The 17,914-nt window shown below is 38.3% G+C and carries 18 protein-coding genes and 2 tRNA genes; 13 read left to right on the top strand and 7 right to left on the bottom strand.

From position 1 onward, the window contains the following. Positions 1 to 118: 118 nt before the first annotated feature. The 3 genes from ACERCF_RS03490 to ACERCF_RS03480 form a co-directional block, all read right to left on the bottom strand. Positions 119 to 204 (bottom strand) — tRNA-Leu (locus ACERCF_RS03490). 310 nt (positions 205 to 514) lie between these two features. Continuing rightward, positions 515 to 1,975 carry an exodeoxyribonuclease VII large subunit gene (xseA, locus tag ACERCF_RS03485; RefSeq protein ID WP_373624627.1) on the bottom strand — a complete coding sequence of 487 codons (1,461 nt, stop codon included), beginning with the start codon at positions 1,973 to 1,975 and terminating at the stop codon, positions 515 to 517. A 159-nt stretch (positions 1,976 to 2,134) separates the two neighbouring features. Next, a tRNA-Met gene (locus ACERCF_RS03480) sits at positions 2,135 to 2,211 on the bottom strand. Between the two features lie 205 nt (positions 2,212 to 2,416). On the opposite strand from ACERCF_RS03480, the gene mltA reads away from it, so the two are divergent. Further along, positions 2,417 to 3,529 (top strand): murein transglycosylase A, encoded by a 1,113-nt coding sequence (gene mltA, locus ACERCF_RS03475; RefSeq protein ID WP_373610809.1) that lies wholly within the window; start codon positions 2,417 to 2,419, stop codon positions 3,527 to 3,529. A gap of 113 nt (positions 3,530 to 3,642) precedes the next feature. Beyond that, positions 3,643 to 3,966, top strand: a complete 324-nt coding sequence (locus ACERCF_RS03470) for a DUF5358 family protein (protein WP_373624663.1) — start codon at positions 3,643 to 3,645, stop codon at positions 3,964 to 3,966. 111 nt (positions 3,967 to 4,077) lie between these two features. Here ACERCF_RS03470 and prmB read toward each other — a convergent pair whose 3' ends face one another. Continuing rightward, positions 4,078 to 5,022 (bottom strand): 50S ribosomal protein L3 N(5)-glutamine methyltransferase, encoded by a 945-nt coding sequence (gene prmB / locus ACERCF_RS03465; protein ID WP_373624626.1) that lies wholly within the window; start codon positions 5,020 to 5,022, stop codon positions 4,078 to 4,080. 104 nt (positions 5,023 to 5,126) lie between these two features. Here prmB and smrB point away from each other — a divergent pair, with 104 nt between their 5' ends. Together smrB and ACERCF_RS03455 are read left to right on the top strand one after the other, a co-directional pair. Further along, positions 5,127 to 5,660, top strand: a complete 534-nt coding sequence (gene smrB / locus ACERCF_RS03460) for an endonuclease SmrB (protein ID WP_373624662.1) — start codon at positions 5,127 to 5,129, stop codon at positions 5,658 to 5,660. Between the two features lie 71 nt (positions 5,661 to 5,731). Next, on the top strand, positions 5,732 to 6,217 hold the full coding sequence (locus ACERCF_RS03455; RefSeq protein ID WP_373624625.1) for a YbaK/prolyl-tRNA synthetase associated domain-containing protein: 486 nt from the start codon (positions 5,732 to 5,734) through the stop codon (positions 6,215 to 6,217). 13 nt (positions 6,218 to 6,230) lie between these two features. Here the strand turns inward: ACERCF_RS03455 and ACERCF_RS03450 are convergent, their stop codons facing one another. After that, a complete protein-coding gene (locus tag ACERCF_RS03450; protein ID WP_373610807.1) occupies positions 6,231 to 6,986 on the bottom strand; it encodes an alpha/beta hydrolase in 756 nt (251 codons plus the stop codon). 174 nt (positions 6,987 to 7,160) lie between these two features. On the opposite strand from ACERCF_RS03450, the gene ACERCF_RS03445 reads away from it, so the two are divergent. The 3 genes from ACERCF_RS03445 (at position 7,161) to ACERCF_RS03435 (ending at position 11,601) form a co-directional block, all read left to right on the top strand. Continuing rightward, positions 7,161 to 8,024, top strand: coding sequence for an EamA/RhaT family transporter (locus ACERCF_RS03445; protein ID WP_373610806.1), 864 nt, complete (start codon positions 7,161 to 7,163; stop codon positions 8,022 to 8,024). 119 nt (positions 8,025 to 8,143) lie between these two features. Next, positions 8,144 to 9,703: a subtype B tannase gene (locus tag ACERCF_RS03440; protein WP_373624624.1), complete on the top strand. Its 1,560-nt coding sequence runs from the start codon at positions 8,144 to 8,146 to the stop codon at positions 9,701 to 9,703. 56 nt (positions 9,704 to 9,759) lie between these two features. Then, the gene (locus ACERCF_RS03435; RefSeq protein ID WP_373624623.1) at positions 9,760 to 11,601 is read left to right on the top strand and encodes an ATP-binding protein; all 1,842 of its coding nucleotides are present in this window, start codon (positions 9,760 to 9,762) and stop codon (positions 11,599 to 11,601) included. Between the two features lie 114 nt (positions 11,602 to 11,715). On the opposite strand, the gene ACERCF_RS03430 is transcribed toward ACERCF_RS03435, so the two are convergent. Beyond that, on the bottom strand, positions 11,716 to 12,270 hold the full coding sequence (locus ACERCF_RS03430) for a methylated-DNA--[protein]-cysteine S-methyltransferase (protein WP_373624622.1): 555 nt from the start codon (positions 12,268 to 12,270) through the stop codon (positions 11,716 to 11,718). A gap of 64 nt (positions 12,271 to 12,334) precedes the next feature. Then, complete coding sequence (locus ACERCF_RS03425) at positions 12,335 to 13,669, bottom strand: outer membrane protein transport protein (RefSeq protein WP_373624621.1); 1,335 nt, start codon at positions 13,667 to 13,669, stop codon at positions 12,335 to 12,337. Between the two features lie 357 nt (positions 13,670 to 14,026). Between ACERCF_RS03425 and ACERCF_RS03420 the strand changes: the two genes are divergently transcribed. The 6 genes from ACERCF_RS03420 (at position 14,027) to ACERCF_RS03395 (ending at position 17,904) form a co-directional block, all read left to right on the top strand. After that, complete coding sequence (locus ACERCF_RS03420; protein ID WP_373610801.1) at positions 14,027 to 14,479, top strand: Rrf2 family transcriptional regulator; 453 nt, start codon at positions 14,027 to 14,029, stop codon at positions 14,477 to 14,479. Between the two features lie 56 nt (positions 14,480 to 14,535). After that, positions 14,536 to 15,756 (top strand): IscS subfamily cysteine desulfurase, encoded by a 1,221-nt coding sequence (locus tag ACERCF_RS03415; protein WP_373610800.1) that lies wholly within the window; start codon positions 14,536 to 14,538, stop codon positions 15,754 to 15,756. 115 nt (positions 15,757 to 15,871) lie between these two features. Continuing rightward, positions 15,872 to 16,255, top strand: a complete 384-nt coding sequence (iscU, locus tag ACERCF_RS03410; RefSeq protein ID WP_188156489.1) for a Fe-S cluster assembly scaffold IscU — start codon at positions 15,872 to 15,874, stop codon at positions 16,253 to 16,255. A gap of 108 nt (positions 16,256 to 16,363) precedes the next feature. Further along, positions 16,364 to 16,687 (top strand): iron-sulfur cluster assembly protein IscA, encoded by a 324-nt coding sequence (gene iscA, locus ACERCF_RS03405; protein ID WP_025217574.1) that lies wholly within the window; start codon positions 16,364 to 16,366, stop codon positions 16,685 to 16,687. Positions 16,688 to 16,696: 9 nt separating this feature from the next. After that, on the top strand, positions 16,697 to 17,218 hold the full coding sequence (gene hscB / locus ACERCF_RS03400) for a Fe-S protein assembly co-chaperone HscB (RefSeq protein ID WP_373610799.1): 522 nt from the start codon (positions 16,697 to 16,699) through the stop codon (positions 17,216 to 17,218). 53 nt (positions 17,219 to 17,271) lie between these two features. Beyond that, on the top strand, positions 17,272 to 17,904 hold the full coding sequence (locus ACERCF_RS03395) for a DUF2625 family protein (RefSeq protein ID WP_373624620.1): 633 nt from the start codon (positions 17,272 to 17,274) through the stop codon (positions 17,902 to 17,904). Positions 17,905 to 17,914: the final 10 nt, after the last annotated feature.

The raw sequence follows: 17,914 nt of genomic DNA, 5'->3' as shown, positions 1-17,914 counted from the left end.
GCGAGTTTTTTTGGAATTAGACAAAATAGCTGCTAACCTTATTTGCAGAAAAGCCAAACTTGATCTGGTAATTAGTTCTAAAAAATCAGAGTTTCTTTAAGCAAAGAAGAATTTGAAATGGTGCCTGAGGTCGGACTCGAACCGACACGGTTATTCACCAACGGATTTTGAATCCGTCATGTCTACCAATTTCATCACTCAGGCTAGGAGTGCTTTTTACTCAATTGCCTGTATGTCCTATTTAGTTTATACATAAGATTTTGATCCGCTGCGTCTACCAATTTAGCCACACTAGCTTAATTTTGTGAGATTATAGAAAAATATGACCGCTTGTGCAAGCGTAAAAAACACCTAAAAAATTGGTTGATTTAAAATTCAGCATTCGATTCATTTTTACAAAAATAGTTATACACATCATCTGTGGATAAGTAAGTGAACAACCCTGTTTATAAATATTTAACCTACTGATTTTTATATAATTAATTTTTAAAATTGGTAACGTTCAAAAAATCCCCTACAAAAAATCCACTACTTGACTTCTTATTTTTCCTGTTTTTAGTTGGGTAATAATGATCTCTCCTGCCTTGATATCACTGCTTGAAGTGAGCATTTTTCCCTCTTCTGTTTGTGTGATTGAGTAGCCACGAGTGAGGATTTTCAATGGGCTTAGCCCTTCCAATTTAGTACAGAGTTCTTGGAAATATTGTAGCTCTTTAAGCATTGTTTTTTCGATTGCATAATTTAAGCGTTGAGAAAATTTTGCCAACACTGTTTGTTGTTGATTTACTTGGTAGGGAAGTGGGTTTCGCTCAAAACGCTGAATAACATTTTTCCATTGCTGTTGTTTTTTATTAAGTTTTTGCACTATTTGCCTGTGTAGTCTTTGTTCAATTTGAGCTAATCGTTGGCATTGGCGTTCTATCTGCTTTTGTGGGTGTTGGTTGGTTAAGCGTAAATTGAGTTCTTTCGTTTGCTGGGCTTTCTTAGAAAGTAATTTATAGATAGCCTGTTCGAGCCTATATTCAATATAGTCAAACTTTTGTTGGCGAGCTTGAATATGCTTCATTGGGTGTTGAGGATTTAGGCGTAAATTCAGCTGTTGGAAGCGAGTTATTTTTGCAGTCCAAAGTCTGTCAAAAGCTAAATTGACTTTATCAAATTGATGTTGTAATTGGCGTTTTAGCTCGTTTTGATCACGGCTAACCAATTCTGCCGCAGCCGAAGGGGTTGGCGCTCGCAAATCGGCAACAAAATCGGCAATGGTTACATCGGTTTCGTGCCCAACCGCACTGATAATCGGAATGTTGGAACGGTAAATCGCATAAGCCACAGCTTCTTCGTTAAAGCACCATAAATCCCCTAATGAGCCACCACCACGCCCAACAATCAGCACATCACATTCATTACGGTGATTGGCAAGTTCTATAGTATTCACAATATCTTTTGTGGCTTCTTTTCCTTGCACTAAGGTTGGGTAAATCATCACTTCTAAACTCGGATCTCGGCGTTGTAAAATATGCAGAATATCTTGTAATGCCGCCCCACTAGATGAAGTAATAATTCCAACCCGTTTTACAAATGGTGGAATAGGCTTCTTATACTCTTGAGCAAATAGCCCTTGAGAGGCTAATTTCATTTTAAGCTCTTCAAATTGTTGTTGTAGCAAACCTTCTCCCGCTGGTTGCATACTTTCAATAATAAGCTGATAATCGCCTCTTGGTTCATACAAGGTTACACTTGCCCGAACTAAAACCTGCATACCATTTTGCGGACGAAAATTCACTCTCGCATTTTTCATCTTGAACATCGCTGCACGCACTTGGGCTTTGTCATCTTTTAAGGTGAGATACCAATGCCCTGAGACGGGTTGACTGAAATTAGAAATTTCGCCTGTGAGCCAAACTTGATTGAGCTCCATTTCAAGCAGATTGCGAACAGAATAATTTAGTTGGGTAACAGTTAAGATATTGCACATAATTCAAGAAGAAAATAAAGAAATTGATTTTAGTGTAGCGAGAAATCAAGGATAGAGGAAGTATTTGTCAGAAACAAGCGGTCATTTTTTGAGAATTTTTTGCAAATTGCGAATAGCCAGATAAAGAAAAACCCTCGATAAAATCAAGGGTTTGAAATTTGGTTGCGGGGGCCGGATTTGAACCAACGACCTTCGGGTTATGAGCCCGACGAGCTACCAAGCTGCTCCACCCCGCGTCTGATGTGTATATAATATATCAATTTGGCATAATGACAAGTGAAATTATAAAAAATCATTCTAAGTGATTTAATTTAAAACAGTAATAGTATAAAAATTCGTTTGCTGTGTTAAAAAACAAACAAACTATATTCTTGTTTTATTTAAATAGCATTTTTGCTATGCTTCATCTTTTACATTTTATTAACGATGAAAGGATTTTCGATGAATTGGAAAGCATATAAAAAATCAATCGCTGCTACAACGGTGGCTTTAGTTGCCGGTATTTTGGTTGGTTGTTCTTCTACACCGAGTAAAAAGAGTGGCTCAACCTCTTATGATGCCGATAAGGCAAAATTTGGAGCGAAATATAGTGGTCGTCAATTTATGCCTTATGGTACACATTTTCAGAGTGGTCGTTTAAGTTTAAATGCTGCTCCTGTGAATCAGAACGATTTTTTACAACAGCTGTCTAATGTCAGAACTTATAGTAGTCGCTTAGCGAATACACACGCATTGTCTTATGGTAAAGTCAGCCGTTGGATTGCATCAGGTGCAAATATTAATGATCTTGCTCAATATGGAATCAGTACACGTTTAATGCGTGGCGAAGATGGTTATCAAAATGTATTAGTGACAGGTTATTATTCGCCTGTAATTAAAGCTCGCCGCACGCCACAGGGGCAATTCCAACACCCTATTTATGCAATGCCATCGAACAAACGTTTTTCTCGTGCAGAAATTTATGCAGGAGCATTGCGTGGTCAAGGTTTAGAACTCGCTTATAGTAATTCGATGCTCGATAACTTCTTATTAGGCGTGCAAGGCAGTGGCTATGTCGATTTTGGCGATGGCAACCTAAACTATTTTGCTTATGCAGGGCAAAACGGCTTTAAATATGCAAGTGTTGGGCGTTTATTAGTTGAAGATGGCGAAATTCCGAAAGAGAAAATGTCTGTTCAAGCCATTCGTGAATGGGGAGCTCGTAACCCTAGTCGTGTTCAAGGCTTGTTAGAGCGTAATCCATCTTATGTGTTCTTCCAAAACGATCCTTATGGCAAAGTAAAAGGTTCTGCAGGTGTGCCGTTAATTCCATTAGCTTCTGTGGCATCAGATCGTAGTATTGTACCTTCTGGTAGTGTGTTGTTGGTTGAAATGCCATTGATTGATAACAATGGTAACTGGACTGGCAGACACGAGATGCGTTTAATGGTTGCCCTTGATGTAGGTGGTGCAGTGAAAGGTCATCACTTCGATTTATATCAAGGCATTGGCGATAAAGCAGGACACGTTGCAGGTTTAATGAAGCACTACGGACGTGTTTGGGTTCTCAACTAATTTAAGCTGATAATATGTTAAAAAAAGCGTTAATAGCTCTCTTATTTAGTTAGTCTTTTACATTTGCAAATAATTCGGAAAATTCGCCCGCTTCTAACGAGCCGAAATATAAAATTTCCGAATTAGACGTTAAGATTTTAGTCCGTCAGCTAAATAATATTGAACAATGTATCTATCCTGCTCTAGCGAAGCCTGATTATCAGAAGATTTATGCCAACTGGAACATGGCTGAGCATTTAACAATGCAATATTTTGAGCAGCAAGTATTAAATGAGTTATTGGGGCGAGAAAATTTTCTTACGATGCAAAATGATAAAGCCTCAATGGAATATTTTCACCAGCAACATCATAAGTTCAATCATCAAGAGGCAAACGTAGATCAAGAGAAGTGTAATGCTTTTAAACCGACTTATCGAGAAATATACCAGCGTATGTAAAATGCCTTAGCAGAACAGCAGAGGAAAAAGCAATAACAAAAAACAGGCATAGTAGTAACTATTATGCCTATTTTGTTATAGGGGCTATCAGCCCCCTTCAGGAAGCATTATTTAGATAAAAAAATGACGATATTTTACTAGTTCTTCTTTAGTTAAACTAAACACACCCAACCCACCATTTTCAAATTCCAGCCAATTAAACGGCACACTTGGGAATTGTTCAATTAAATGCACCATACTATTGCCTACCTCGCACACTAATACGCCATTATCATTCAAATAATCGGCGGCTTGAGCTAGAATTCGTTTGGTTAAATCTAAGCCATCTTTGCCAGAACCGAGTGCTAATTCAGGCTCGTGATGAAACTCTTGTGGCATATCGCCTAAATCTTCTTCGTCCACATAAGGCGGATTCGTTACGATTAAATCATATTTATCTTGCGGAATATCGTTAAAGAGATCAGAGTTGATCGGGAAAACTCGGTGCGATACTTGATGACGTTCAATATTAATTTGAGCCACATCTAACGCATCAAGTGAAAGATCAACCGCATCAACTTCTGCTTCAGGAAAACGTTCTGCACAAGCAATGGCAATACAACCGCTGCCTGTACACATATCTAAAATGCGGCAAGGTTCGTTTTTAATAATACCTTTAAAGCCTTTTTTAATTAGCTCACCGATTGGTGAACGTGGCACTATTACTCGCTCGTCCACATAATATTCGCTGCCACAGAACCACGCTGAATGCGTTAAATAAGCCACAGGTTTGCGAGAGCCTAAACGCTCGCAAATTAAATGAATAACCCGCTCTTTTTCCGCTCGGGTTAATCGGGAAGAGTAAAGTGCTTCCGGTACGTCAAAAGGCAGATAAAGCCCTGCTAACACCAATTGTTGAGCTTCGTCCCAAGCGTTATCATAGCCGTGTCCGTAGTAAAGATCAGAAGCATTGAAATAGCTATACGCCCAACGCATCATATCTTGAATAGTGGATAGATCATTTACAACAGGAAGAGCGGCAATTTCATCAAGGAGTTCGATATTATATTTAAACATTTTAAGTGCCTTTTACATAATTATAGAATTGCTGTTTTATACCATATTTTGCTTTGTGTTAGAATGTAAAAATCAATAAGAAGGAAAAGATTATGTCAGAGAAGATGTTAGAAGATGAATTTGCCTTATTTAGAGAGGCAACAAAAGGCACGAAAAAGATTGAGCAGAATACTTATGTCGCAAAATCAGAACCTCGTAAAAAATTACAGGAATTGCGGGAATTAAAAGAAAAAGCAGATATTGAGTTCTATTTTTCTGATGAATACGAGCCTTTGCTCAAAGAAGAAAATGAAAAAGTGAAATATCTACGTGAAGATGTTGATCCTTACATTTTAAAGCAGCTCAGACGGGGCGATTTTCAGCCAGAACTATTTTTGGATCTGCACGGTTTAACCAGAGAAAAAGCAAAGAAAGAGTTAGCCGCATTAATTCTAGCGTGTGAGCGTGAAAAAGTATTTTGTGCCAGCATTATGACAGGCTTTGGTACTCGAACGCTGAAAGATCAGATCCCTCGCTGGTTGGTTCAACACCCGAAAATTATGGCTTTATACCAAGCTCCAAAAGAGTGGGGTGGCGATGCGGCTATTCTGATTTTAGTTGAGCAACCCGAAAACCCTGAGAAAATGTTTGGGCGTTAAAATTAGAAAATTGCAAGTTTTGAGTAAAAAAGACCGCTTGTTATTGTTTTGTAAGTTTTTAAGGAGAAACAATGTCAGAACAAACTTTTCAACAACTCACAGCATTATTAGATTCACATCAGGCTCGTTATCGAGTGGTGGAGCATTCTTCTGCTGGGAAATCGGAAGAAGTGGCGAAAATTCGTGGCACGGAGCTAGGGCAAGGGGCAAAGGCATTAGTCTGTAAAGTAAAAGGAAATGGCATTAAACAGGCGGTGTTGGCAATATTACCTGCAGATTACCAAGCAGATTTAAGCAAAATTGCCGAACATCTTGGCGGAGCGAGAGCCTCGCTTGCAAGCCCTGCGGAAGTGGCAGAATTGACCGACTGTGTATTTGGGGCAATTCCGCCGTTTAGTTTTCATTCCGATTTATTGTTAGTGGCTGAGCCAAGTTTATTTGAACGCTATGATGAATTAGCCTTTAATGCAGGTACGTTGGAACGTTCCATTATTTTGAATACGGAAGATTACCAACGTATTGTCAATCCAACCTTAGTGAACTTTGCCAAAGATTAGGCATAAGTTGAAACTAAGGGGCAAAAAAATCAACAATTTTGCCGATAGAAATATCCATTAATTTCGGGTTAGAAAAGGCGTGATCAGCCCCCTCAATCGGAATAAGCTCAATCACATTATTATCGGCAAATTGTTGTGATGTGCTTAATGCCACCATTTCATCTTCCGTGCCGTGTAAAATTAACATTTGATCGGCATAGTCTAAGTAATCGTTTTGGGTAATATCCGCTTCGGCTAGTTCATCGAAAAAGGATTGGCTGATTTTCATTTGGCGGTCGAAGCCCCATAAAATTTCTCTCCCTTTAGCTAATTTCTGCCGTTCTTCTTCAGACATTCGGTTCATTAATGAGTGATAAATTTGTAGCGCAGGGGCTCGAAACGCTATTTTCTGAAACGGATTGCCTTTTTCATTTATATATTTCAGCGTTAAATAGCCACCGAAACTTGTGCCGTAAGCGTAGATATTTTTGGTTTTCAAGGTGGTTTTAACATACTGAATGACTAATTCAAGATAGGTTTGGCATTCAGCAACGGAAAGTTTTTTACGAGCATCATTGCCGTGGCAAGGGAAATCAAAGGCAAGAGCCGCATAGCCTTTATATTTTGAGGTTAAACGCTCGCCAAATTTAGTGTTTGATTTTAAATCTTTTGACGAACCGAAACCGTGCAGAATCAGCACCACATTTTCAATATTGTGAAGATCTTTTTCATAAAAAAGCTTACAGCGAATGCTAAAACCTTGTTCGTTAATATCAAAGAGCTTTTCCATTTTATTCAATCTCATACAGCTTGTGTGAAATTATTCTAGCATTTTTCTGTTACAAGCGGTCGGATCTCTCTACTTTTTTGCAAATTTTCAGCAAAATTTAACCGCTTGCTACTAGCGAAATGTTCATCATATTTATAGAATAAGGCGTTCATTTTTAAAAGGAGAGAACAAAAAATGTTACAACTGATTTTAGCTATTTTATGTAGTGTAACTGTTGGGGTGTTGATTAAAATTGCACGCCAAAAAGGTATTCGTATCGATCAAAGCATTGCGGTAAACTACATTGTAACCACATCAATGACGTTTTTATTACTCAAGCCTGATTTTCAGGGGCAATCTATTACCGATATTATTGCTAACAACCCATCGTCCTATATTTTTGTGATTTTAAGCATCACGCTCCCGACTATTTTCTTAGTGCAAGCAAAAGCATTGGAATTTGCAGGCATTATCCGAACCGATGCGGCACAGCGTTTGTCATTATTCCTCCCAATTTTGGCGGCATTTACCATTTTTGGCGAACAAGTAACAAGCAATAAACTGATCGCTCTGTTATTGGCTTTTGCGGCATTAGGTTGTTTATTGTGGAAAGGCAATCAGGGTATGGAAAAGGGCGGCAAGATTGCGATTATCAGCCTTGCGCTTGTTTGGATTGGTTACGGCGTAAACGATATTTTATTCAAACAGATGGCAAAAACAGGCTCAGCATTCCCAGTTACCTTAGCCATTGCTTTTATTGGGGCAGGCTGTTTTATGTTTATCTATTTACTGCTAAAACGCACACAATGGCATATTCCAAGCGTATTAACTGGCTTGTTATTAGGTGTGCTGAATTTCGGTAATATTTTATTCTACATTCAAGCCCACCAAGCAATGAAAGATGACCCAACCTTAGTTTTCACTGGAATGAACTTAGGGGTAATCTGCTTAGGCACATTTGTTGGGGCGTTCTTCTTTAAAGAGAAAATCCACAAAGTGAACTATTTAGGTGTGGCGATAGCGATTGTAGCGATTATTTGCTTGTTTTATTGGCGGTAAATTTTATTGGGGGCGAACTAAGGTTCGCCCTTAATTTTAGCTAAAAATAATTGTAAAATTCTGAACAAATTTGACCGCTTGTAAGTCTTATAGGCATATATTCCAAAAAGGAACAAATAATGAAACTGAAAGCCTTATCAATATGTATCTTATCTAGTATTTTTACAGCCCAAACCTTTGCAAATACTGCGGAAAAGCCATCAGAGTCTCTCCCTTTTTTTAATAAAACTGAAACGGGTTATGATCTGAATTTTAACGCTCAAAACTACCATCCTGTTGAAGCAGAAGTAAATAGCGAGAAAATCCAATTCCGAGCTTTTGAACGAATTGTTTATGTGAGTAAGCCCATTGATCCTGAATATCAAACAATCAATATTTATGTGCCTGAAGCCTATTATAACGAGGGCGAGATCAACGGCTATAACGCGGCTACTGCCCCTATTTTCTTGCCAAATTCGGTAGGTGGTTATATGCCGGCTAAAGCTGCGAGCTATGATAAAAAAGGGCGTGATGGTTCACCAAGTGCGATTTTGGTTGCCTTGTCTAAAGGCTATGTGGTGGCTAGTGTTGGGGCAAGAGGTCGTACATTACAAAAAGAGGGGAAATTTATCGGCAAAGCCCCTGCTGCGATTATCGATTTAAAATCAGCTGTGCGTTATTTGCACGCAAATGATGAAACAATGCCGGGTGATGCGAATAAAATTATCTCAAACGGCACTAGTGCAGGAGGGGCATTATCTGCCTTGCTAGGGGCTTCAGCCGATCATTTTGATTATGAGCCTTATTTCAACGAAATTGGGGCATTGAAAGCAAGTGATAAAATCTTTGCTGTGTCGGCTTATTCGCCAATTACTAACCTTGAAAATGCAGATATAGCGTATGAATGGCAGTTTAACGGCGTTAATGAATATAGCCGAATGGATATGAGCCGCTTAAATGCAGATAGTTATAATAATCGCTCAAAACCAATGCCAAAAATTGAAGGATCGCTAAATGAGGCTGAAATCAAGCTCTCTAATGAGTTGGCAGAGCGTTTTCCTGTCTATCTCAATAGCTTAAACTTAGTAGATGAAGCAGGTAACTCATTAATTCTTGATTCAAAAGGCAATGGATCTTTCAAAGATTATTTAGCAAATGTAATTAAGCATTCGGCAAATAAAGCCTATAGCCAATTAGCGGAAAATAGCGAGGAACAAAAAGCCTTTCAAGACATTAGCTGGCTATCTTTTGAAGAGGGAAAAGTGAGCAAGGTTGATTGGTTCGGTTATGTATTTTCAGATAAACGAATGAAATCGCCACCTGCGTTTGATACGTTAAATGCCACATCGGGCGAAAATAATTTATTCGGTACGGCAACGGAAAATAATCGCCATTTTACGTTCTATAGTGCAGAACGATCATTAAATCAAAATATCAACTTAGCCGATCCGCAAATTGTGAAGCGAATGAACCCAATGTATTATGTAGATAATCCAAATGCCGCAGAACATTGGCGAATTCGAGTGGGCACGGCAGATCGTGATACCTCTCTTGCCATTTCAGCTATTTTAGCGATTAAACTCCAAATGGCAGGCAAAAATGTAAGCTATGAAACCCCGTGGGGTGTGCCACATTCGGGCGATTATGACTTAGACGAGATATTCCAATGGGCAGATGAAATCGTTAAAGGTAAAAAGTAAAAAAATAGCGTAGAATAAGCAGATCGAAAGATCTGCTTTTTTATGGTTTGAAGATTATGCAAGTTAAAAAATTTAGTCAAAAATATGTAAATTGGGTGCTGAAACTCGGGCGGTTAAAAGCTTCTCTACTTGGCTTTTTTATTGTGGCGGTTTCTGCAATTTTAATTCAAAGTGGATTAACCTACCTATTCATCGGACAAGTTGTGGTGATGGATATTCTCCGTTCTATCGCATTTGGCTTGATTTCTGCTCCTTTTGTACTCTATTTTTTCACCCTTTTGGTCGAAAAGTTGGAACGTTCTCGTTTACGATTAGAAAAAGCAGTAAAAGATTTAGAAGAACTACGAGAACAAGACGCTTATCTCCACGCAAAATTAGAGAAAAATAACCGTGATAAAACCATTTTAATGGCAACCATCAGCCACGAGTTACGCACTCCACTAAATGGCATTATTGGCTTAAGCCAAATTTTGCTTGATGAACAACAAAGCGAAAAGCAACAAGAGTATCTAAAAACCATCAATATGAGTGCAACGACATTGGCTCATATTTTTGGCGATATTATCGACCTAGAAAAAATTGACAGCAGCCGTATTGAGCTGTTTAGAAAAGAGGTGGAATTTGAGCAACTCATTCAAGATATCGCCAATTTCGGTAACTTTATGGCGGGCAATAAAAATATTGAGTTTAAATTAACCTATCCGCCGAATTTACCTAAATATATTTACACAGACTATGCTCGCCTAAGCCAAATTTTATGGAATTTAATCAGTAATGCAGTAAAGTTTACCCCAACAAGCGGTCAAATTTTGCTAGAAATTTACCAATTAGAGAAAGAGCAATTTAGCTTTAGCGTGGCGGATTCAGGCATTGGTATTCCTGAAAAAGATCAACGCAAAATTTTTGATATGTTCTACCAAGCTGAAAACTCGAAAGAGAAAAAAGCACAAGGAAGCGGCATTGGTTTATCGGTTTCAAAACGGATTGCGAAGCTGATGGGCGGCGATTTAACGGTAAAAAGCCAAGAAAATCAAGGCTCAACCTTTACTTTAACCATTCAAGCGGAAAGCACAGAAACCAAGCCCGAATTAGCTATTCAAAAGCACGGATTAAAAGTGCTTTTAGTTGAAGATATTGAAATGAATGTGGTGGTTGCTCAAGCAATGTTGGAAAAAGTCGGCTGTGAGGTTGATGTTGCAATGACGGGTGCAGAGGCTTTTAAACGTTTTGAGCAAAATAGCTACGACCTAATTTTATTAGATATTCAGCTCCCAGATATGACGGGTTTTGATATTGCACAAACATTAAGAAGCCGTTATGAAAATGAGGAAATAGAGTATCTACCACTACTTATTGCCCTAACGGCGAATGTTATTCAGAGCCAACAAGATTACCAAGCACAGGGTATGGACGATGTACTTCGTAAGCCTTTATCTTTAGAGGCGTTAGTGAATTGCCTAAATCATCACTTTGATAATCAATTTTTACAAAAAAGTGAAGAAAAACAACCGCTTGTATTAGAAAATACTGAAAATTTACCTTATAACATCACAATACTAAATGAATTAATTGAGGTAATGGGAAAAGAGAATATGCTTGCCAATATGACGTTATTTGCGGATTTAATGCCAACTTATTTGGAAAATTTACAGCGTTATCTAACCGATTGGCAAATAACCAATTCTCCCGAAAGCCGTAAATTAACGGCTGATGAAGCTCATAAAATCAAAGGAGCATTAGCTTCTGTTGGGTTACATCAACTACAACAAATCGCTCAGCTTGCTCAATCTGATAATGGCGAGCAGTGGGCACAAAATATTGCACATTGGGTGGAAATGATTTATTCCAAATGGCAGATGGATTTACAATTAGCTAAGGAATATGTATCCAGCCATTAAGTAGGTTTAGCTAAATTTGAAATGCTATGATGGCACAAGTGTCCGCTTGTGCCATTTTTTATATATAAGCACAAGCGTGGATGCTTGCGCTAGCAAAATTCAACGTACAGCTGTTTACCATTTCTTAGTTTTCGGTTTGACAAATTCAATGCCTTTATCTTTATAGGCAATGCCTTCAAGCTGTAGTAGAAAACGTTTATTCGGTAATCCACCGCCGAATCCGGTTAAGGCTTGATTTTTCCCTAATACTCGGTGGCAAGGCACTAAAATCGAAATTGGGTTTCGCCCAACTGCACCGCCAACGGCTCGCATCGCACTTGGCTTGCCTAATTGATTTGCAATTTCGCCATAAGTAGTAGTTTGCCCGTAAGGAATTTCACGCAATATTTTCCAAACTGATTGCTGGAATGGTGTGCCTTGCGGAGCAAGAAAATCCAATTGATGAAAATTCACGGGCTCGCCGGCAAAATAGCGGTCTAAAATCTCTTTGGTTTTGCAAAAAATTTCTAAAATTGCACCGCTTGCCACTTTAGTCGGAAAGAAATTATCAAGTGATGTGGTTTGCTGCTCTTGCCCTAATTCAATATAAATTAAGCCTTCTTCTTTTGCTAAAAGTAGTAATTGCCCGATAGGGCTTTGGTAATAATCGTAGTAAATTTGAGATTTCATTTTTAATCCAATAAAAAAAGAGGTGTAATTTAGTTTACACCTCTTTTCACATTAATTCATTAAATTAGAATTTGTAGTTTACATTTAAACCGTAAAGGTTTGCACGTGATTTCACATTAAATATACCACTACCTTCTTTAAAAGTATTTTTTGAACCTCTAAGATGAGCATAGCCTAAATCAGCAGAAAGATTTGGAGTGAAACGGTAAGTTGCACCAAGTGTATACCAAGTACGATCTGTATCAGGGATTGAAATAGATGGACTTCTTACACTTGCTGTTTCATCATAAGCAATACCTGTGCGTAAGGTTAATACCTCATTTACATCATAAGAGAAACCTAGCGCAACACGTGAAGAATTATTGTAATTTTCTTCTTTATGAAGAAGCACATTACCTGATTCGCCGTAAGCAGTTAAAGCTTTAAATTTTTCCCATTCAGTATGTTTATAGCTATATTGCATTGCTAATTTTTCGGTTAATTTGTGATAACCTGAAATTTCCCAGTAAGCTGGAAGATGTAATGTTAAACGACCAGGAATTTCTTGACCGGCAGTTGCTTGGCTAATAGGGGCTTGCGCTGCAATAGCTGGAATAGCTAATAATCCATTAAACACTGTTGGGAAGGCATTTGAGTAATGGCCTTTAAACTTCACATTAACTGCTGAGTGATAAGCAACACCAAAGCGGTTTCTCTCATTTATTTCATACATTAAACCTGCATTCCAGCCTAAGCTCCATTCATCGCCGTGTACACGAGAAACTTCTGTACCATTTTCCATTTGATCAAGAGAAGCTGCTGCTGATGAGGGGAGATGTGCTAAACGTGAAGCTAATACTTTACCACCAACACCTAAATGACGGATAAATTCCGCTTTAGAATAGATAACATTTAAGCCAGCACCAGCACTAAATCCGTAACCTAAGTTATATGCACCACTTAAATTAAAATTGATAGCTTGAAGTTGAGTATTACCTCCATAAACGCCTGCAGCATAGTCAGGAGCAAAACGAGATTTTAACCCGTAGTTTACATTTACTCCACCACCAATAGCAAAACGGTCATTGATTGGGGAGACAATGTATAAATTTGGTACTACAGCTGTAGGAATAATATTTTTTTGTGAAGCCTTGAATACGCCACCGAGTGTACCATCAACATCAACGTCTGCATTTACAACAATTCCACCCGCCGAAAGCTCAGTTTGTTTGAATAATGTCATTAATGCAGGGTTGGTTGCAACTACAGAAGCATTATCCGCTACAGCTGCATCACCAGCGTAAGCTCTACCTAAACCTGAGGTTGAAATTTCGGCTAATTGGAATGCAGCTGCGTGAGCAGTGCCTGCTGAACAAAGTGTAACTAATGATGCAAGTAATGTTTTTGAAAAAATTTTCATAATAAGTCTCTTAAATAATATGAAAAATAGTGAGTTTTAATAAAGAATTTGGATTGTTAAAATGTTATAACGCACTGATTTTAGAGAGCAAGACGTATGCTATCAATCAAATTTTGCAAAATTTCAACTGTTCCGATCAGTTGATATGAATAGTAATACAATTATATTGTCTATAAAGGTTTATTTTTTGGTATTTTGAGTTATTTTTTCGTATAATAGATTTCACTATTTTTGCATTTTTTTAATATATAAAACCTTTCACACTAATTAGTGCTAAATGATTGACTAAATTAGTTGGTTATATCAAAATTTACACATTGCTCCAGAGGTTTTCTGGATAAACTATGAGGATATTTTATGAAACTTACCTCAAAAGGGCGTTATGCAGTAACGGCTATTATCGATATTGCCTTACACGGCAAATTAGAGCCTGTGAGTTTAGCGGATATTTCAGATCGCCAAGCGATTTCCCTTTCTTATTTAGAGCAGCTTTTTGCACAGCTTCGCCGTGATGGCATTGTGCAGAGCGTTCGAGGACCGGGCGGCGGCTATCAGTTAGGCAAAAAGCCGGAAGAGATTAGCGTAGGAATGATTATTTCTGCGGTAAACGAAAATATTGATGTAACCAAATGTAAAGGTAGCGGTAACTGCCGTAAAGATTCTCAATGTTTAACGCATTCTTTGTGGGAGCGATTAGAAGATCAAATTGAGCAGTTTTTAGGGACAATTTCAGTAGCAGACTTAGCTGCAGAACACGCTGATCACGATTGTGAAAAAGAGCATTGTCACGAACATCCTCATCATCACTAATTACAAAATTTTTAATAAAAACAACCGCTTGTAAGTTGTTTTAACTAGGAGTAACAATGAAATTACCAATTTATTTGGACTATGCAGCAACCACGCCAATGGACGAACGTGTTGCGAAAAAAATGATGGAATATATGACCAAAGACGGTATCTTTGGTAACCCGGCTTCTCGTTCACACAAATTTGGTTGGGAAGCAGAAGAGGCGGTTGATGTGGCTCGTAATCAAATTGCAGATTTAATCGGTGCAGATAGCCGTGAAATCGTGTTCACTTCAGGTGCGACAGAGTCAGACAACCTTGCAATTAAAGGGGCTGCACATTTCTACCAAACTAAAGGTAAACACATTATCACTGTGAAAACCGAGCATAAAGCAGTATTAGATACTTGTCGTCAATTAGAGCGTGAAGGTTTTGAAGTAACTTATTTAGACCCTGAAGAAGACGGTTTATTAGATTTAGCAAAATTTGAAGCGGCAATTCGTCCGGATACCATTTTAGTATCAGTAATGCACGTAAATAACGAAATGGGCGTGATTCAGCCAATTAAAGAGATTGGTGCAATCTGCCGTGCGAAAAAAATCATTTTCCACGTGGATGCAACGCAATCTGTTGGTAAAATCGAAGTGAATGTACAAGACTTAAATGTTGATTTAATGTCTTTCTCAAGCCACAAATTATACGGACCAAAAGGTATCGGCGGTTTATATGTTTGTCGTAAACCACGTGTTCGTTTAGAAGCGATCATTCACGGTGGTGGTCACGAGCGTGGTATGCGTTCAGGTACATTACCTGTTCATCAAATTGTGGGTATGGGTGAAGCTTACCGTATCGCAAAAGAAGAAATGGCAACTGAAATGCCACGTTTAAGAGCGCTTCGTGATCGTTTATACAATGGCTTTAAAGATATTGAAGAAGTTTATGTAAACGGTTCAATGGAAGAAGGTAAACGTATTGATTCAAACTTAAATATCAGCTTTAACTTTGTTGAAGGTGAGTCTTTAATGATGTCATTACGTGATATCGCAGTATCATCAGGTTCAGCCTGTACCTCTGCAAGTTTAGAGCCTTCTTATGTATTACGTGCTATCGGCCGTGATGATGAATTAGCACACAGCTCAATTCGTTTCACTTTAGGTCGTTGGACAACCGAAGAAGAAATCGATCACACTATCGAAATCGTGAAAAAAGCGATTGTGAAATTACGTGAACTTTCTCCACTTTGGGAAATGTTTAAAGACGGTGTGGATTTAAGCAAAATCGAATGGAATCACCATTAATTGTTGTGGGCAAATGATAATTTGCCCCTACAAAATACGGTTTCATCATAAATATTAAATTGAATGTAGGGACGAAATATTTTTCGCCTGAACCTGAAATAGAAGGAACATCAAAATGGCATATAGCGAGAAAGTAATTGATCATTACGAAAATCCACGTAACGTGGGTACATTTGATAAAGAAGCATCAGATGTAGGCACAGGTATGGTAGGTGCACCTGCGTGTGGTGATATTTTACGTTTACAAATTAAAGTAAACGAGCAGGGTATCATTGAAGATGCACGTTTTAAAGCTTACGGTTGTGGTTCTGCAATCGCATCAAGTTCGTTAATTACAGAGTGGGTGAAAGGCAAATCTTTAGATGAAGCGGGTGCAATTAAAAACAGCGATATCGCAGAAGAGCTTGAATTACCACCGGTAAAAGTTCACTGCTCAATTCTTGCAGAAGATGCGATTAAAGCAGCGATCGCAGACTATAAAGAAAAACAAGCGAAGTAATATGATACAATAAATGCAAGCGGTCGATTTTTGCAAAAAATTTGCAAAATTTTACCGCTTGCATTTGCTATTTCTATCTTGATTTAATCCATTCACATAAGGACACCTATGAGTATTACCTTAACAGAAGCCGCCGCAAACCGAGTTCGTACATTCTTAGAAAACAGAGGCAAAGGTATAGGTTTAAGACTTGGCGTGAAAACGTCGGGTTGTTCAGGCTTAGCCTATGTGCTGGAATTTGTTGATGTATTAAATGAAGACGATCACGTATTTGAGCAACACGGAGTAAAAGTAATTGTGGACGAAAAAAGCCTCACTTATCTTAATGGCACGCAATTAGATTTCGTAAAAGAGGGCTTAAATGAAGGCTTTAAATACACTAACCCAAATGTCAAAAATGAATGTGGTTGTGGCGAAAGTTTTAGTGTGTAAGGAGAATAAATGAGTAACCCATTTACGCTTTTTGATCTGCCTGTTCAATTCCAAGTTGATAACGCCCAGCTTTCTGAGCATTATCTTGCTTTACAAAAACAGCTCCACCCGGATAATTTTGCGCACAAATCAAGTGCTGAACAGCTAGAAGCGGTGCAAAAATCGGCAGATGTGAACGATGCCTTAAATATCCTTAAAGATCCGATTTTACGAGCAGAAGCGATTATTGAAATTCATACAGGTGAAGCAAAAAATCTCGAAGAAAAAAGTATGCGGGATGTGGATTTCTTAATGCAACAACTGGAATGGCACGAAAAGCTCGAAACCATCGAACACCGTAAAGATGAAACAGAATTAACCGCTTTTTTAAAACAGATCAAAACAGAACAAAAAGCAGTTATTCAACAGCTTGAAACAGAATTAAATTTAGAACAATGGCAAACAGCCAATGCCTTAACCGATAAACTCCGTTACTTCAAAAAATTGATTATTCAGATTGAGAAAGTGGAAGAAAAATTCTTTGATTATTAGTCCTATATTTGTATGGTTTTCGCAAGCGGTCAAATTCTAAGGAAATTTTGCAAATGAAGAGTTTAGAAGAATTATTAGATAAAAATTCAGCTTGGTTAATTTTAAGAGACTGGTTTACCCAAGCAAAAAATCATTACCAGATTTTAGCTAGTTACCCTGAAGATGCAGGTTCGGCGTTAGTCGGAATGCAGCTTTCCACTCGCTCTCCGCTTGGGGCTATGCTTTATGAGACAGGTGGTGTATTAATTGATCACGGTTGGTTACGCATTTTAGGTTCGGGAAATGAGAAATTGCCTCGTGGCTTATTTGATTGGAACTTCGGTAAAACGTTTAAACAATCGGGCGAGCAACCAAGTCACTTGCTGGTAGCAGATGATGCAATCGGCGGTTATTTCGCGATTAACGCTGGTGGAATCGGCTCAGAACTCGGCAAAGTTTATTATTATCACCCAACAGCTAAAAAATGGGAAAACACTCAATTAGGTTATTCAGAATTTCTAGGGTGGGCATTAGCAGGGGATTTGAACCATTTTTACCAAGAGTTACGTTGGGAAAACTGGCAAGCGGATGTAGAAAAATTGCAAGGGCATCAAGTATTAGAGCTAAACAGCAAAATTGCTGTACCGATTGAACGCCACTACCAAAGCGTATTTGCCCCTGAAAATATGGGATATTCAGTAGCTTAAATATTTACTC

It is taken from the genome of Mannheimia kashgarensis (assembly GCF_041807705.1).
Taxonomy (GTDB): Bacteria; Pseudomonadota; Gammaproteobacteria; order Enterobacterales; family Pasteurellaceae; genus Mannheimia.
Note: the sequence above shows the minus strand (reverse complement) of the source record. Positions and strands in the feature narration are given on the sequence as shown.

Excerpts from the sequence above, each read along its gene's own strand:
- xseA (WP_373624627.1), bottom strand. The coding sequence starts at position 1,975 with ATGTGCAATATCTTAACTGTTACCCAACTAAATTATTCTGTTCGCAAT.
- mltA (WP_373610809.1), top strand. The coding sequence starts at position 2,417 with ATGAATTGGAAAGCATATAAAAAATCAATCGCTGCTACAACGGTGGCT.
- prmB (WP_373624626.1), bottom strand. The coding sequence starts at position 5,022 with ATGTTTAAATATAATATCGAACTCCTTGATGAAATTGCCGCTCTTCCT.
- smrB (WP_373624662.1), top strand. The coding sequence starts at position 5,127 with ATGTTAGAAGATGAATTTGCCTTATTTAGAGAGGCAACAAAAGGCACG.
- ACERCF_RS03455 (WP_373624625.1), top strand. The coding sequence starts at position 5,732 with ATGTCAGAACAAACTTTTCAACAACTCACAGCATTATTAGATTCACAT.
- ACERCF_RS03450 (WP_373610807.1), bottom strand. The coding sequence starts at position 6,986 with ATGGAAAAGCTCTTTGATATTAACGAACAAGGTTTTAGCATTCGCTGT.
- ACERCF_RS03445 (WP_373610806.1), top strand. The coding sequence starts at position 7,161 with ATGTTACAACTGATTTTAGCTATTTTATGTAGTGTAACTGTTGGGGTG.
- ACERCF_RS03440 (WP_373624624.1), top strand. The coding sequence starts at position 8,144 with ATGAAACTGAAAGCCTTATCAATATGTATCTTATCTAGTATTTTTACA.
- ACERCF_RS03435 (WP_373624623.1), top strand. The coding sequence starts at position 9,760 with ATGCAAGTTAAAAAATTTAGTCAAAAATATGTAAATTGGGTGCTGAAA.
- ACERCF_RS03430 (WP_373624622.1), bottom strand. The coding sequence starts at position 12,270 with ATGAAATCTCAAATTTACTACGATTATTACCAAAGCCCTATCGGGCAA.
- ACERCF_RS03425 (WP_373624621.1), bottom strand. The coding sequence starts at position 13,669 with ATGAAAATTTTTTCAAAAACATTACTTGCATCATTAGTTACACTTTGT.
- ACERCF_RS03420 (WP_373610801.1), top strand. The coding sequence starts at position 14,027 with ATGAAACTTACCTCAAAAGGGCGTTATGCAGTAACGGCTATTATCGAT.
- ACERCF_RS03415 (WP_373610800.1), top strand. The coding sequence starts at position 14,536 with ATGAAATTACCAATTTATTTGGACTATGCAGCAACCACGCCAATGGAC.
- iscU (WP_188156489.1), top strand. The coding sequence starts at position 15,872 with ATGGCATATAGCGAGAAAGTAATTGATCATTACGAAAATCCACGTAAC.
- iscA (WP_025217574.1), top strand. The coding sequence starts at position 16,364 with ATGAGTATTACCTTAACAGAAGCCGCCGCAAACCGAGTTCGTACATTC.
- hscB (WP_373610799.1), top strand. The coding sequence starts at position 16,697 with ATGAGTAACCCATTTACGCTTTTTGATCTGCCTGTTCAATTCCAAGTT.
- ACERCF_RS03395 (WP_373624620.1), top strand. The coding sequence starts at position 17,272 with ATGAAGAGTTTAGAAGAATTATTAGATAAAAATTCAGCTTGGTTAATT.